Source organism: Pedococcus soli (assembly GCF_054782575.1).
In genome coordinates, this window is sequence record NZ_BAAGSF010000005.1 from 263,866 (window position 1) to 277,646 (window position 13,781).

At 70.7% G+C, this 13,781-nt stretch carries 16 protein-coding genes; 5 read left to right on the forward strand and 11 right to left on the reverse strand.

Translation table 11 applies throughout. The features are described from left to right. Positions 1-2 precede the first annotated feature (2 nt). Together ACYVKF_RS14350 and ACYVKF_RS14355 are read right to left on the reverse strand one after the other, a co-directional pair. Positions 3-500 (reverse strand): pyridoxamine 5'-phosphate oxidase family protein, encoded by a 498-nt coding sequence (locus ACYVKF_RS14350; RefSeq protein WP_460967282.1) that lies wholly within the window; start codon positions 498-500, stop codon positions 3-5. Between the two features lie 83 nt (positions 501-583). Then, entirely contained in the window at positions 584-1,084 is a 501-nt protein-coding gene (locus ACYVKF_RS14355; RefSeq protein WP_460967284.1) for an HIT family protein, read from the reverse strand. Positions 1,085-1,161: 77 nt separating this feature from the next. Here ACYVKF_RS14355 and recO point away from each other — a divergent pair, with 77 nt between their 5' ends. Together recO and ACYVKF_RS14365 are read left to right on the forward strand one after the other, a co-directional pair. Next, a complete protein-coding gene (recO, locus tag ACYVKF_RS14360) occupies positions 1,162-2,043 on the forward strand; it encodes a DNA repair protein RecO (RefSeq protein WP_082553369.1) in 882 nt (293 codons plus the stop codon). Further along, a complete protein-coding gene (locus tag ACYVKF_RS14365; protein WP_056919946.1) occupies positions 2,040-2,822 on the forward strand; it encodes an isoprenyl transferase in 783 nt (260 codons plus the stop codon). Before recO ends, ACYVKF_RS14365 begins: the two co-directional genes overlap by 4 nt. Positions 2,823-2,868: 46 nt before the next feature. Here the strand turns inward: ACYVKF_RS14365 and ACYVKF_RS14370 are convergent, their stop codons facing one another. From ACYVKF_RS14370 to ACYVKF_RS14390, 5 genes are all read right to left on the reverse strand, one after another. Next, on the reverse strand, positions 2,869-3,300 hold the full coding sequence (locus ACYVKF_RS14370) for a Fur family transcriptional regulator (RefSeq protein ID WP_056917645.1): 432 nt from the start codon (positions 3,298-3,300) through the stop codon (positions 2,869-2,871). Further along, on the reverse strand, positions 3,297-4,337 hold the full coding sequence (locus ACYVKF_RS14375; RefSeq protein ID WP_460967287.1) for a metal ABC transporter permease: 1,041 nt from the start codon (positions 4,335-4,337) through the stop codon (positions 3,297-3,299). The genes ACYVKF_RS14370 and ACYVKF_RS14375 overlap by 4 nt, the downstream gene beginning before the upstream one ends. Next, complete coding sequence (locus ACYVKF_RS14380) at positions 4,334-5,158, reverse strand: metal ABC transporter ATP-binding protein (protein WP_460967289.1); 825 nt, start codon at positions 5,156-5,158, stop codon at positions 4,334-4,336. The genes ACYVKF_RS14375 and ACYVKF_RS14380 overlap by 4 nt, the downstream gene beginning before the upstream one ends. Continuing rightward, the gene (locus tag ACYVKF_RS14385) at positions 5,155-6,102 is read right to left on the reverse strand and encodes a metal ABC transporter substrate-binding protein (RefSeq protein ID WP_460967291.1); all 948 of its coding nucleotides are present in this window, start codon (positions 6,100-6,102) and stop codon (positions 5,155-5,157) included. Before ACYVKF_RS14385 ends, ACYVKF_RS14380 begins: the two co-directional genes overlap by 4 nt. 71 nt (positions 6,103-6,173) lie before the next feature. Next, on the reverse strand, positions 6,174-6,458 hold the full coding sequence (locus ACYVKF_RS14390) for a DUF6703 family protein (protein WP_056917641.1): 285 nt from the start codon (positions 6,456-6,458) through the stop codon (positions 6,174-6,176). 96 nt (positions 6,459-6,554) lie between these two features. Here ACYVKF_RS14390 and ACYVKF_RS14395 point away from each other — a divergent pair, with 96 nt between their 5' ends. The 3 genes from ACYVKF_RS14395 (at position 6,555) to ACYVKF_RS14405 (ending at position 10,108) form a co-directional block, all read left to right on the forward strand. Continuing rightward, positions 6,555-7,946, forward strand: a complete 1,392-nt coding sequence (locus ACYVKF_RS14395; RefSeq protein WP_056917640.1) for a glycine--tRNA ligase — start codon at positions 6,555-6,557, stop codon at positions 7,944-7,946. A 134-nt stretch (positions 7,947-8,080) separates the two neighbouring features. Further along, a complete protein-coding gene (locus ACYVKF_RS14400) occupies positions 8,081-9,751 on the forward strand; it encodes a sigma factor-like helix-turn-helix DNA-binding protein (RefSeq protein ID WP_460967294.1) in 1,671 nt (556 codons plus the stop codon). 15 nt (positions 9,752-9,766) lie between these two features. Next, a complete protein-coding gene (locus tag ACYVKF_RS14405; protein ID WP_460967296.1) occupies positions 9,767-10,108 on the forward strand; it encodes a DUF2200 domain-containing protein in 342 nt (113 codons plus the stop codon). 38 nt (positions 10,109-10,146) lie between these two features. Here ACYVKF_RS14405 and ACYVKF_RS14410 read toward each other — a convergent pair whose 3' ends face one another. The 4 genes from ACYVKF_RS14410 to ACYVKF_RS14425 all read right to left on the reverse strand — a co-directional run bounded on the left by ACYVKF_RS14410 (position 10,147) and on the right by ACYVKF_RS14425 (position 13,730). Beyond that, on the reverse strand, positions 10,147-11,112 hold the full coding sequence (locus tag ACYVKF_RS14410; protein WP_460967298.1) for a sensor histidine kinase: 966 nt from the start codon (positions 11,110-11,112) through the stop codon (positions 10,147-10,149). Positions 11,113-11,115: 3 nt separating this feature from the next. Next, on the reverse strand, positions 11,116-11,661 hold the full coding sequence (locus ACYVKF_RS14415; protein ID WP_460967299.1) for a heme NO-binding domain-containing protein: 546 nt from the start codon (positions 11,659-11,661) through the stop codon (positions 11,116-11,118). A 212-nt stretch (positions 11,662-11,873) separates the two neighbouring features. Beyond that, the gene (locus tag ACYVKF_RS14420; RefSeq protein ID WP_460967301.1) at positions 11,874-12,470 is read right to left on the reverse strand and encodes a dihydrofolate reductase family protein; all 597 of its coding nucleotides are present in this window, start codon (positions 12,468-12,470) and stop codon (positions 11,874-11,876) included. A 30-nt stretch (positions 12,471-12,500) separates the two neighbouring features. Then, positions 12,501-13,730: a threonine synthase gene (locus ACYVKF_RS14425; RefSeq protein ID WP_460967303.1), complete on the reverse strand. Its 1,230-nt coding sequence runs from the start codon at positions 13,728-13,730 to the stop codon at positions 12,501-12,503. Positions 13,731-13,781: the final 51 nt, after the last annotated feature.

Below are 13,781 nucleotides of genomic sequence, written 5' to 3' on the forward strand. Positions count from 1 at the left end.
GGTCAGGCGCGCTGGCGTTCGGCCTTGCGCTGGACGAGCTCCTCGACCGCGGAGGGGAGTGTGGTCTCGAAGTCGATGAGCTTCGCCCACGTCGGCGTGACGACGATGCGCACCATGCCGTCGTAGAGCGACCGCACCTCCGCCTCCCACTCCACCCGCTGCTCCGCGGTCATCTCGTAGCTGCCGTTCATCTGCAGGTACTCCTCGGGGATGCCGTCGACGTCGTCGAGCTCGACCCGGCCGCGCAGGAGCAGGATCTTCGGCGGGTGGACCTCGGTGTCGATCGTCAGGGCGACCACGGGGTTGTGCCGCAGGGCATGGAGCTTCGGTGCGTTCCTCGTGGTGCACAGGACGATCTCGCAGCCGTTCCAGGTGAAGGCGATCGGGATGCTGCGCGGAGTGCCGTCCTTGGCGACATAGGCCAGGCGCAGCAGGTCGCGCTGCAGCAGCTCACGGCTCGTGGGGAGGTCCAGGATCCGGGTGATCTCGTCGATCTGCATGGTGTCGCTCCTTCGTCCCGGGTGGCGGGGGCCGGTGCGGCCCCTCGCACACCGGGAACGAAGCCGACCCACCGTTCTCGACATCAGGTCGCGAGCGACTTCTCCCGCTCCGCGGTCAGCCGGTCCAGCTCGCACAGGAGGGCGGCGCGCAGGTCGTCGTGCTGGGGGCCCAGGACGGTCTCCGGCTCCGGTGCCCGCCACCGCTCGATCGGGTGCAGGGCGACCGGTCGCCAGGTGTGGTCCGGCCCCTCCCACTCGTACCGCGGCCACACGTGGGCGTGCAGGAACGCGTCGTGGTTGCCCTGGATCTCGAGGTTGATCCTGCGGAACGCCGGGTCGCGGTCGGCGCACACGCCCTGGACCGCCTCACCGAGCAGCTCCATGTCGGCCAGGAAGTCGAGGCGGCGCGCACGCGGGAGGTCGGTGAGCCGGTCGACCCCGGGGGTGTCGGTGAGGAGCACGCAGTAACCGGGCAGGAACTGCACGTCCCCCATCACCGCGAAGCCGGCTGCCAACCGCCTCAGTACCGTGGGGTTCTCGTCGCGCAGGGCGGCGCCCACGCGGTCCCGTCGCCAGTCCGTCATGGGCCCGGAGAGTAGTGGACGCGGTGAGCACGGCACCGCCTCCCTGCGTCCTGCCGCCCGTGGGAGACAATGGCGCCATGCCCCTGTACCGCGACGAAGGCATCGTCCTGCGCACCCAGAAGCTGGGCGAGGCCGATCGCATCGTCACCCTCCTGACCCGCGGGCTGGGCAAGGTGCGCGTGGTGGGCAAGGGGGTCCGTCGCACCAAGAGCCGCTTCGGGGCGCGGCTCGAGCCGGCGATGATGGTGGACGTCCAGTGCTACGAGGGCCGCAACCTCGACACCGTGACCCAGGCCGAGTCCCTCGCCTCCTGGGGGGACGTGCTCGCCCGCGACTACACGACCTACACCGCGGCGGCCGCGATGCTCGAGACCGCCGACCGGCTCACCGAGGAGCGTGAGCCCAACCTCCAGCAGTACCTCCTCCTCCAGGGCGCGCTCCGCTCGATGGCCGAAGGGGTCCACGACCCGGGCCTCGTCCTGGACGCCTACCTCTTGCGCGCGCTCGCCGTCGCCGGCTGGGCGCCGAGCTTCCACGACTGCGCACGGTGCGGCGCGGAGGGTCCGCACCGCGCGTTCAACCTGGCCTCTGGAGGCACCGTGTGCTCGGTGTGCCGCCCGCCCGGCTCCGCCGCGCCGGCTCCGGAGACCCTGTCCCTCCTCGCGGCGCTGCTCGCCGGCGACTGGTCGATCGCCGACGCGTCGAGCGGACGGCACCGCCGGGAGGGCAGCACGCTGGCGAGCGCGTTCCTCCAGTGGCACCTTGAGCGGGGTGTGCGATCGTTGCGCCTCGTGGACCGACGAGACCCCGACGCCCTGAACCCGTCCAGCTCCCGCGTCACGTGGTCAGCAGTCCCGCTGACGGCGACCGAACCGGTCGACGAGCGCTTCGCTGACGCATTCGCGGCCGTGACGAAGGTCGAGCAGGCGCACGCCGCAGCCCGGGCGGCCCAGGCGTGAGCGCGTCATACGCGAAGCCGTTTGCCCACCCCAGCGGAGCCCAACCGCCATCTCTGCCAAGGGAACTCGTGCCCAACCACGTGGCCGTGGTCATGGACGGCAACGGCCGCTGGGCCAACCAGCGCGGGCTGGCCCGCACCAAGGGCCACGAAGCCGGTGAGGCGGCGCTGCTCGACGTCGTCGCAGGGGCCATCGACATCGGTGTGACCCACCTGTCGGCCTACGCGTTCTCGACGGAGAACTGGAAGCGCAGCCCGGACGAGGTGCGCTTCCTCATGGGGTTCAACCGCGACGTCATCCGTCGTCGCCGTGACCAGCTGCACGAGTGGGGCGTTCGGATGCGCTGGGTCGGCCGACGTCCGCGCCTGTGGGGCTCGGTCATCAAGGAGCTCGAGACCGCGCAGGAGCTGACCAAGGACAACACGGGGCTGACCCTGTACTTCTGCGTCAACTACGGCGGTCGCGCGGAGATCGCCGACGCCGTGCAGAAGATCGCCGAGCAGGTCCAGCGGGGCAAGCTCAGGCCGGGGTCGATCGACGAGAAGACCATCGCGCGCCACCTGCCCGAGCCGGACATGCCGGACGTCGACCTGTTCGTGCGGAGCTCGGGGGAGCAGCGGACGAGCAACTTCCTGCTCTGGCAGAGCGCGTACGCCGAGATGGTCTTCCAGGACACGCTGTGGCCGGACTACGACCGGCGCCACCTCTGGGCCGCGATCCAGACGTACGCCGAGCGTGACCGCCGGTACGGGGGCGCCGTCGACGTCCCCAGCAGCTAGCCGTCAGCAGGCACCGAACCCGCCGTCGCAGTGGACGGTTGTCGGATCAGCGCGAGCAGTCGGCGCAGGTGCCGAAGATCTCCAGCGTGTGGTGGACGTCGGTGAAGCCGTGCTGGGAGCTGACCTTCGTCGCCCATGCCTCCACCGTCGGGCCCTCGACCTCGACCGTGCGTCCGCACACCCGGCACACGAGGTGGTGGTGGTGCCCGGTCGAGCAGGCGCGGTAGACGGCCTCGCCCTCGTCGGTGCGCAGCATGTCGATCTCGCCGTCGGCGGCCATGGCCTGGAGGTTCCGGTAGACCGTGGCGAGCCCGACCTTGTCGCCGGCCTCGCGCAGCAGCGCGTGCAGCTCCTGGGCCGACCGGAACTCGCCGGTGTCGGCGAGCACCGCGGCCACGGCCGCGCGCTGGCGGGTGGGGCGACGGGCGCCTTCGCCGGGCTCGGTGAGTGCGGTCGGGCGTTCCTGGACTCCGGTCATCGCGGTGCCGTCTCCTTCGGTGCGAGGTCGCCGTGGCCCTGGCCGTCGTGGCCGTCGTGGTGGCCGTGTGCGTCGGGGGCGTGCTCGTCGTAGTGGCCCTCGTGCGGCGCGTGACGGTGCCCGTCATGGACGTAGTCGACGTGGTCGTCGTGAGCCACCGCCGCGTGTCCGCAACCCGGACCGTGCTCGTGGTCGTGGCGTTCGGCCAACCGGTGCCGCGCGGCACGGGCCCTGGAGCCGAGCGCGCTGACCGTGGCCACCACGACGAACGCGCCGATCGCGAGCAGCACGATCGTCCCGCCTGACGGGGTCTCCGCGTAGTACGAGGCGATGACACCCCCGACGCTGGAGAGCACGCCGACCAGGACCGCCCAGCGGACCGAGGCGCGGAAGCTGCGTCCGAGCAGCTGGGCCGTGGCGTTGGGGATGATCATTAGGGCGCTGATGAGCAGCAGCCCGACGACCCGCATCGACACCACGACGGTGACCGCGGTGAGGATGGCCAGGGCGATGTTGAGGGCCGTGACGGGCAGGCCGCTGGCCCGCGCGTACTCCTCGTCGTTGGCGACCGCGAACAGCCAGGGCCGCAGCAGCCACGTGGTGAACAGGACGACCGCGGCGAGCCCGGCGAACACCCAGAGGTCGTTCTGGTCCGCCGTGGTGATCGCCCCGAAGAGGTATGCCGTGAGGTTGGCGGGGCTGCTGCTGGGCGACTTCGCGATGATCACGACGCCGGCGGCGATGCCTCCGTAGAACATCACGGCCAGCGCGATGTCGCCGCTCGTGCGCCCTCGGCCCCGGATCACCTCGATCGCGATGGCCGCGGCGACGGCGAAGAGCAGGGCGGTGAGGACGGGGGCTTGGCCGGTGAGGAGCCCGACGGCGACACCGGCGAGCGCGACGTGGCCCATGCCGTCACCGATGAGGGACAGCCGCCGCTGCACGAGGAAGACCCCGACGAGGGGGGCGGCGATGCCGACCAGGAGGGCGGCCACCAGGGCCTGCCGCATGAAGTCCAGGGCGAGGATCTCGCTCATCGACGCGCTCCTTGCCGGGGGTCGAGGGGTCCGGCGGACGGTGCCCCAGGGAGGTGCGGCGCCGACGGGTCGACCTCGTCGTCGTGGTGATGGTGGTCGTGGTCGTGCGCGAAACCGCTTCCGTGAGCGGCGAACTGCTCCGGCGTCCCGTCGAAGGCGATGCGACCGCCCTGCACCAGGACGATGCGGGTCACGATGCCGGCCAGGGCGGCGAGCTCGTGGGTGACGATGACCATCGTCGTGCCGCGGTCCGCCAGCCGGGCCAGCACCGTCGACAGGACGTGCTGGTTCGCGGCGTCGACGCCGGCGGTCGGCTCGTCCATGAGGAGTACGTCGGGGTCGGACGCCAGGGCGCGCGCGATGAGCACTCGCCGCTGCTGCCCGCCGGAGAGGGTCGAGACGTCGGCGGTCGCGCGGTCGGACAGCCCGACGACGTCGAGCGCCTTGTCGAGGATGGCGATGTCCTGCGCGCTGCGCACGACCGGTCGCCACCACCGGTGGTGCGACAGGCGGCCGACCGCGACGATCTCCTCGACGGTGGCGCGCACGGACGCCGACAGCGTGTGGCGTTGCGGGACGTACCCCAGTCGGGCGTGGTCGTGGAACGAGTCCCGCGGCTGGCCGAAGAGGCGCACCTCGCCGCCGAGCTGGTCGTTGAGCCCGAGCAGGCCGCGGACGAGCGTGGACTTGCCCGAACCGTTCGGGCCGAGCACGGCCACCACCTCACCGGCGTGCACGGCGAGGTCGGCGGCCTGGACGATGGTCTGGTCGGCGTAGCCGAACGAGGCGCGCCGGAGCTCGATGATCGGGTCGTCGGTCACGAACACTCCTGTCCTGCCTTGAGGGTGGCCAGGTTCGCGCGCATGACGCCGGGGTAGTCCTGGGCCGCCGACTTCGTGGTGATGCCCTCGATGGGATCGAGCACGGCCAGTGTGGCACCGGTCTCGCGGGCGAGGGTCCTGGCCACGTCCTCGCTCACGAGCGTCTCGGCATACACGGTCGTCGCACCGCTCTCGCGGATGTGCCGGGTGAGGTCGGCGAGGGCGGCGGGGCTCGGCTCGCTGTCGGGCGTCAGGCCGGTGATGCTCTCCTGGGTGAGCCCGTACGCCTTCGAGAGGTAGCCGAACGCGGCGTGCGAGGTGACCAGGTCCTTGATCCTGCAGGACCGCAGCCCGGTGCGGAACTCCCCGTCGAGCGTGGTCAGCTGCGCGCGGAACGCCGTCGCGTTCGCCGTGTATGCCGCGGCGTTGGCCGGGTCCCGTCGGCCCAGCTCGGCAGCGATCGCGTCGCCGACGTCGGCGTAGCGCATCGGGTCGAGCCAGAAGTGGGGGTCCTTCGCGCCGGTGGCGTGGTCGGAGTGCTGCTGCTCCGTCTCGCCGGCGTGGTCGTGACCCTCCTCGGTAGCAGCGAGGTCGAGCCGAGCGGCGGGGGAGACGTCGAAGCCGGTGCCCTTCGCCTCGCTCTTCACCGCGTCGTCGACGGCGGGCTGGAAGCCCTTCTCGTAGACGACGAGGTCGGCCTGGGCGACCTCACCGACCTGCTTGGGGTTGAGCTCGAGGTCGTGTGGCTCGGCCCCCGGCTTGGTCAGCGCCTGGACGTCGACGTGGTCGCCGCCGATCTGCGAGACGGCGTACTCCAGGGGGTAGAAGGCGGCTGCGACGGTCACCGTGCCGTCGGTGGAGCCCGACCCCCCGGTCGCCCCGCAGGCGGAGACCATGGCGATGGCGATTGCGGCGGCGGGCCAACCGAGGTGTCGGGACTTCATGACAACCATTCTCATCTGAAATGAGAACCATTGTCAAAAACCTCACCGAGGTGGCAGTGGTCGGGGGGAAGTCAGGTGCGGGGGAATGCCTGCGTCACGGTGATGGCCGCAGCGATCAGCACGATGGTGATGCGCATCAAGCGCTGCGTGGAGTCCATCGCCGGCCAGGCGAGGTACAGCGTCCAGAGCAGGAACAGGACGACCAGCAGCAGCAGGACCCAGCCCCAGCCGGGCACGAAGAGCCCGGCGAGCATCAGGGCGAGGATCGCCACGAAGGGCACGAAGCGGGGGAGGGCGTTCAACCGCTCGACGGCGGGAAGGCTGGCTCGCTGGATCGACTCACGCAGGGAAGGCACGCAGGAAACCCTAGATGGTGGCCGGCGAACACCGGTGCGGCGGCCGCGCGGCATACCCCCTCCGGTGGCGGGGAAGGGCACAGTAACCTTGCGCGCATGGCTGCGCCCTCCACCGTCGACACCGTTGTCTCCCTCTGCAAGCGCCGGGGGTTCGTGTTCCCCTGCGGCGAGATCTACGGCGGGACGAGGTCGGCCTGGGACTACGGCCCCCTCGGTGTCGAGCTCAAGGAGAACATCAAGCGGCAGTGGTGGAAGAGCACCGTCACCAGCCGTGACGACGTCGTCGGCCTCGACTCCTCGGTGATCCTGCCGCGCCAGACGTGGGAGGCCTCCGGCCACGTGGCGACGTTCTCCGACCCGCTGGTCGAGTGCCTGTCCTGCCACAAGCGCTTCCGCGCCGACCACCTCCAGGAGGCCGTCGCCGAGAAGAAGAAGCTCGACAACCCGGACGACGTCCCGCTGTCGGAGATCGCCTGCGCCAACTGCGGCACCCGCGGCCAGTGGACCGAGCCGCGCCAGTTCTCCGGCCTGCTCAAGACCTACCTCGGCGTGGTGGAGGACGAGTCCGGCCTGCACTACCTGCGGCCCGAGACGGCGCAGGGCATCTTCCTCAACTTCCTCAACGTCATGCAGTCGGCGCGCAAGAAGCCGCCGTTCGGCATCGCCCAGACCGGCAAGAGCTTCCGCAACGAGATCACGCCGGGCAACTTCATCTTCCGGACCCGCGAGTTCGAGCAGATGGAGATGGAGTTCTTCGTCCAGCCGGGTGAGGACGAGACCTGGCACCAGTACTGGATCGACGAGCGCACCAAGTGGTACACCGACCTCGGCATCAACCCCGACAACCTGCGCCACTTCGAGCACGCCCAGGAGAAGCTGAGCCACTACTCCAAGCGCACCGTCGACATCGAGTACCGCTTCAACTTCGCCGGCAGCGAGTGGGGCGAGCTCGAGGGCATCGCCAACCGCACCGACTTCGACCTCAAGACGCACAGCGAGCACTCGGGCACCGACCTCGTCTACTTCGACCAGGCCAGCGGTGAGAAGTACACGCCCTACGTCATCGAGCCGGCGGCCGGACTGTCGCGCTCGCTGATGACCTTCCTCGTCGACGCCTACACCGAGGACGAGGCCCCCAACACCAAGGGTGGGGTCGACAAGCGCGTCGTCCTCAAGCTCGACAAGCGCCTCGCCCCGGTCAAGGCCGCCGTGCTCCCGCTGTCACGCAACGCCGACCTGTCGCCCAAGGCCCGCGACCTCGCGGCCACGCTGCGCCAGCACTGGAACATCGACTTCGACGACGCCGGCGCCATCGGCCGCCGGTACCGCCGCCAGGACGAGATCGGCACGCCGTTCTGCATCACCGTGGACTTCGACACCCTCGACGACCACGCGGTGACGATCCGTGAGCGCGACACCATGGCTCAGGAGCGCGTGGCCCTCGACCAGGTCGAGTCCTACCTCGGGGCGCGCCTGCTCGGCTGCTGACGCTCGGCTGGCGACCTCCGGCTCGCCCACTCTGCCTGTCCCACTTCACCCTGCCCACGATGCGTAGTGGGCAGAGTGCTGTTTGATGGGCAGAGCGTCGCGTACGGCGCGCCGGGGCCAGCGAGGGAGGTGGCATGCAGCACGAGGTGGATGCGGACTTCGCCCGCTACGTCCGTGCGCGCCAGCACCGGCTGCTGCGGGCGGCATACCTCGTCTGTGGTGACACGCGACAGGCGGTGGAGGTCCTCGAGGAGGGCCTCGCTGACGTCGCTGCACGCTGGGGAGCGGTGCGCGAGTACCCGGACACCGTGGTGCGGCAGCACGTGTACCGCAGGGCCGTCGCCGCTCTGAAGCGTGCTCGGCGCGATCCGCAGACACGGTCGCTGGCCGATGAGGTGGGCGACGCGTTCGAGGGGGACGGCACGAGGACCCCGGACGTCCGCAGTGCCCTCGACGCCCTCTCGCCCCGGCAGCGGGCGCTGCTCGTGCTGCGGTACTTCGACGAGCGCAGCGACCAGGACGTCGCCGAGGTGATGGGCGAGTCGCGAGCCCGCGTCGTGGCCGACACGCAGGCGACGGCCGAACGCGTGGCGCAGCAGGTGTTCGGTGGTGGCGACCTCGTGGACCTGTTCGACGTGGCCGCTCAACAGGTGGTCGAGGTGGACGTGGCCGACCGCGCCTGGGCCCTTGCCCTGACCCGACGGCGCACACGTCGTCGGCGGGTGCTCGGCGCCGTGGCCAGCTTCGCGGCGGTGGGAGTGGTGGTCGCCGTGGCACAGGGGGCCGAGCGCGGAGGGGGCACGCCTTCTCCGGCACCGACGACGACGGTCACCGCTCCGGTGAAGCGGCTCTCGGACGGCACGCTGTACGCGTCGATGCCGCTGGAGGGGGACGAGGACCAGCTGCCCGACTACGACGCGGGGCTGCCCTCGCAGATCGACCCGACCGGGCCCGCCATGAAGCTGTCGTCCTCGAAGGTGCCGCCGACCGACGTCGTCGCGGTCTACCTGCGACGTGCCGGCGCCCACTACCGGGCGGTGCTCGTGCCCAAGGGCCGCACGCAGGTCGTGGTCGACTCGCTCGACCTGCTGCCGACGCGCGACGCCGACGGCAACGAGGGAGTTCCCCTGGGGCCCAAGGCGGTCAGCGCCGACGGGCGATGGGTCGTGTTCGCCCAACCCGGTGCTGTCGTGCGGCTCGACCTGCGGACCGGCAGGACCCAGCGGTATGCCGTGCCGGCCTCCGACCTCGAGGTTGCCGGGTGGGGAGATGGCCTCGAGGTCGTGGCTCGCTCCGCCAGTCGGGCGTGGACCCTCGACCTCGGTCAGCAAGGGGCTGCCAGCGGTGGTGGCGCACCGCCGGCTGTCGCGGCTGACGTGCCCGTCCCGATCAACTCCGGTCTGGGCGTCCCGGTCACGGACCTTGCGGGCGAGACGGTCTCTGCCGGTCAGTGGTCGGCGAGCGGGGCCTACTTCGACCAGGACGTCACGTCGCCGGTGATCGTCCGCGGCAACGGGCCGATCTACCAGGGGCTGCTGGCCGTCGACTTCGAGGCGCACTCGGGCCGCGTGCTGCTCGCTCCGGAGTCTCCTGACGGCAGGACCGGGCGGTTCAAGGGGTGCTGCACGGTCCTCGCGTGGGCCGACGCCTCGACCGTGCTGTTCCGGTCCACCGGGTACGACGGTTCCTGGGTCCTCGCGTGGAACGTGCAGACCGGCCGGGTGTACGACGTGACCCGGCTGGACGAGGGCGGGGGAGTCGACTACCCGCAGGCCCTCGCGCTCGCCGTGGGCAGCCGCGGCTAGGGATATCCTCGCGACGTGAGCAGGATCTTCACCGTCAGCGTCGCGTCCGTCTACCCGGGCTACGTGGCCAAGGTCGAGCGCAAGGGCCGTACCAAGGCCGAGCTGGACGAGGTCATCACGTGGCTGACGGGGTTCGACGAGTCGGAGCTGGACCAGCACCTGGCCGGGGGCACGACCTTCGAGGACTTCTTCGGCCAGGCCGAGCTCAACCCGAACGCGTCCCTGATCACGGGGACGGTGTGCGGCATCCGGGTGGAGGACGTCGAGGACCCGCTCATGCAGAAGATCCGTTACCTCGACAAGCTGGTCGACGAGCTCGCCAAGGGCAAGGCGATGGCGAAGGTGCTGCGGGCCTGAGCGGGCCCGCCCGGTCGGTGCCACGGAGGCGTGGCTCGTCAGGCGCGTGGAGGCCTGCCCCGGTCCTCGTCGTGGCCGACTCGTTCGACGGACTCGATGGGCAGGCGCACGGTCACCGTCGTGCCCTCGCCCTCCACCGAGGCCAGTGACACGGTCCCGTGGTGTCGCTGCACGGCCGCTTCGACGAGGGCGAGGCCCAGGCCGGTGCCCTGGATCTCCTCGGCGACCGAGCGGGACGAACGGAAGAACCGGGTGAACACCCGATCCTGCTCGTCGGCAGGGATGCCGATGCCGGTGTCGGCGACGTGGACCACGACGTGCGCGTCGTCCCGCGCCACCCGGGCGCAGACCCTGCCGTCCTCCGGGGTGAACTTCACGGCGTTGTTCAGCAGGTTGAGCACCACGCGCTCGAGGAGGGTGCGGTCACCTTCGACGCTGGGGACCGACTCGTCCGCGGCGACCGTGATGGCCAGCCGTCGGCGTGTCGCCACGGGGAGCAGGGAGCGACGCGCCTCCTGCACGATCTCGACCAGGTCGACCTGCTGCAGCGCCATCGCCTCCTGGTGCTGCTCCAGCTCCGAGAAGGTGAGCAGCTCCTCCACGAGGTGGCGGAGGCGGTGGGCGTTTCGGCTCATGACGTCCACCGCGTTGGACATGGCCGGACCCGAGGGGACGTCACCGTCCTCGATCATCTCCAGGTAGGCGATCATGCTGGTCAGGGGTGTGCGCAGCTCGTGGGAGACCGTGGACAGGAAGGCGTCCTTGGCGTGGTCGAGGTCGCGGAGGCGGCGGATCGCCTCGTCCTGCTGGTCGTGCAGCTCCCGCAGCTCCTGCAGCGAGCCGTACAGCTCGGCCGTGACGCGCTCGCCGATGTCCTCGGCCTCGAGCCTGGCCGCCCGCTCCCGCTCCAGCCGTCGCCGGAGGCGCACGTTCTCCTGTCGATCACGCGCGCCGTCGTCATCGGCGCGCAGCGCCGCTGCGGCGCCACCGTCGTGGGGCAGCACCAGCTAGGCGACGGACTCGATGTCGACGGCGAACGTGCAGTGGTCCCGCCCCTGGAGCATGCAGGCCTCGTGCCGGATCGTGACCTCCTGGCCGTAGTACTCGCCGGCGCCGGCCAGCATGCCTTCGGCCAGGGAGCAGAGCTGGCGGTCAGAGCGGTAGTGGATGTGCAGGGGCTGTGCATCCGGGTCGTCGAACCAGAACTCGGGCGGGCTCGAGTCGGCGTGCAGCTTGCGCACCTCGGCGTGGATCACGTCGTTCAGGGTCAGGACGAAGCTGCGCACGTTGGTGTGCGGCTCGAAGAACTGGGGGTACCGCTCGGCCAGACCGAGGAGGGCGTCACGACCCAGCGCGCGGGTCAGGGCGTCGGGAGGAGTGTCCAGGGCGACCGACCCAGCAACCACGAGCTTGGTGAGGTCCTCGTCGGGGTAGTTGCCCAGAGCCGTGTAGGCGCCCTGGACGTCGGCGGCGTCGACGAGGTCGTCCCACGCGTCTTCACCGTGGTTGCTGACGACTGCATCCTCGATCTGGTTGAAGATGATGCCCTTCACGTCCGCCTCTGCTTCGCTGGGTGGAGCCTGCTCCGGATGAGCAGTGCAACTTTCAACGAGCGTAGGTCGGGGGTGTGGCCTCCGCCCGCCGTGGGGCCAGATGGGTACTTTCGGCCCATCCCGCCGAGAGACAAATGGCTTGGCGATGGTCGGTCCCACGAATCCCACCTCGGACTCGGTCACCAGGCCCAGGGCTGCTCGGTCCGGCACCCTCAGCGGCGCACGGCATACCGCAGGTGGAGCACCCGGTCACCCTCGATCACGACGTCCGGGTCGTCGAGCAGCAGCTGCGAGTCCACCTGCCCGAAGTACCTCTTGCCCTTGCCGAACACCACGGGGACGACGTCCATCGCCACCTCGTCGACCAGACCGAGCGCCAGGGCCTGGCCACCGACGTCCCCGGCGCAGATCGCGACGACCCCATCACCGGCCCGACGCTTCGCCTCCTCGACCGCGGCCGCGACGTCGTCGAAGAACGGGACGTCGGCCTCGGGGTGCCAGCCCTCGGGCTTGGGGCGGTGGGAGACGACCACGAGGTGATCACCGGCTGGCGGCTTGGCCTCCCACCCGTTGGTCAGGTCGAACAGGTGCCGCCCCTGGACGGTGGCGCCGATGCCGGCCCAGAACGTGCTGACGTACTCCTGCGAGGTCGCGCCGACCCGGAACGCGGGGTGGCCATCCTCGCTCCCTGCGTCGGTGATGGGACGGTCGCCGTTGAAGTACCAGTCGAAGAGCGGACCGACGTCGTCGTCCTCATCGGCGATGAAGCCGTCCACGGACACCACTGCATGCATGATCACGGTTGCCATGTCAGTACAGACCGGTCGGCGCGGCGCAACTCATCGCCGCACGTCACCGGCGTCGGGCACGCGACCACCGATGGCGAGCAGGGGTGCTCTCACCTCGACGGTGTCGGGGTACTTGATCCCGGTGCCGGTGTTGATGACGAGCACGTGCTCGTCCTCGCCGATCCAGCCGGACTCGCGCAGGTCCCTGGCCGCGGCGAGGCAGGCCGCGCCCTCGGGGCAGATGAACGCCCCGTCGGACGAGGCCAGCCGACGCTGTTCGGCCAACAGGTCCTCGTCGGTGACCTCGACCGCGCACCCGTCGGTCTCCCGGATCGCGTCGAGGACGAGGAAGTCGCCGAGCGCCTTGGGCACGGTGATCCCGAAGGCGACGGTGCGGGCGTCCGGGAACGGCTCGCTCTCACGGGCCCCCGCGGCATACGCACGCACGATGGGGGCGCACCCGGTGGCCTGGACGGCGACCCACCGCGGCAACGGTCCACTGATCCAGCCCAGCTCGCGCATCTCGAGGAGGGCCTTGTGGATGCCGATGAGGCCGACCCCACCGCCGGTCGGGTAGAGGATCACGTCGGGAAGTCGCCACCCGAGCTGCTCGGCGAGCTCGTACCCCATGGTCTTCTTGCCCTCGAGCCGGTAGGGCTCCTTGAGGGTGGACACCTCCTGCCAGCCGCGGCGCCTGCCGATGGCCTCGTGCACGATGGCGCCGGCGTCCCCGATCAGTCCGTCGACGAGGTACAGCTCGGCTCCGGCCGCCGCGCACTCGACGCGGGTGATCTCCGGTGCGCCCTCGGGCATGATGATCAGCGAGGGGAGTCCGGCGCGGGCGGCGTACGTCGCCCAGGCCGACCCCGCGTTGCCGTTGGTCGGCATCCCGATGCCACGGACACCGAGCTCGGCCGCGCGGGACACCCCGACGGCCGCGCCACGGGCCTTGAACGTGCCCGTGGGGATGAGTCCTTCGTCCTTCATCGCCAGCCGCGGCAACCCCACGGACCGCCCGTATGCCGGGAGGTCGACGATCGGTGTCCACCCCTCTCCCAGCGTGGTCACGAAGCGCTCGTCCCGGACCGGGAGCACCTCGTGGTAGCGCCACAGGTTCGCCGCGCGGGTGGCCAGCTCGGCCTTGTCGAGGGTGGCGGCGACGCGCTCGAGGTCGTACCTGGCCAGGAGGGGCGCGCCGGCCGTGCTCACGCCCTGGACGAGGTCGGCGTCGTGTCGCTCGCCGGTCCGGGAGCATTCGAGGTGGCTGAGGTGGGAGTACACGGTTCCTTCCCGACTGGCGGGTCTGGGCTCGGGTGCGGGTGCGGGTGTCTT

Bases quoted from the DNA above. Each gene is read 5' to 3' on its own strand.
- ACYVKF_RS14350 (WP_460967282.1), bottom strand. From the start codon at position 500: ATGCAGATCGACGAGATCACCCGGATCCTGGACCTCCCCACGAGCCGT.
- ACYVKF_RS14355 (WP_460967284.1), bottom strand. From the start codon at position 1,084: ATGACGGACTGGCGACGGGACCGCGTGGGCGCCGCCCTGCGCGACGAG.
- recO (WP_082553369.1), top strand. From the start codon at position 1,162: ATGCCCCTGTACCGCGACGAAGGCATCGTCCTGCGCACCCAGAAGCTG.
- ACYVKF_RS14370 (WP_056917645.1), bottom strand. From the start codon at position 3,300: ATGACCGGAGTCCAGGAACGCCCGACCGCACTCACCGAGCCCGGCGAA.
- ACYVKF_RS14375 (WP_460967287.1), bottom strand. From the start codon at position 4,337: ATGAGCGAGATCCTCGCCCTGGACTTCATGCGGCAGGCCCTGGTGGCC.
- ACYVKF_RS14385 (WP_460967291.1), bottom strand. From the start codon at position 6,102: ATGAAGTCCCGACACCTCGGTTGGCCCGCCGCCGCAATCGCCATCGCC.
- ACYVKF_RS14395 (WP_056917640.1), top strand. From the start codon at position 6,555: ATGGCTGCGCCCTCCACCGTCGACACCGTTGTCTCCCTCTGCAAGCGC.
- ACYVKF_RS14400 (WP_460967294.1), top strand. From the start codon at position 8,081: ATGCAGCACGAGGTGGATGCGGACTTCGCCCGCTACGTCCGTGCGCGC.
- ACYVKF_RS14420 (WP_460967301.1), bottom strand. From the start codon at position 12,470: ATGGCAACCGTGATCATGCATGCAGTGGTGTCCGTGGACGGCTTCATC.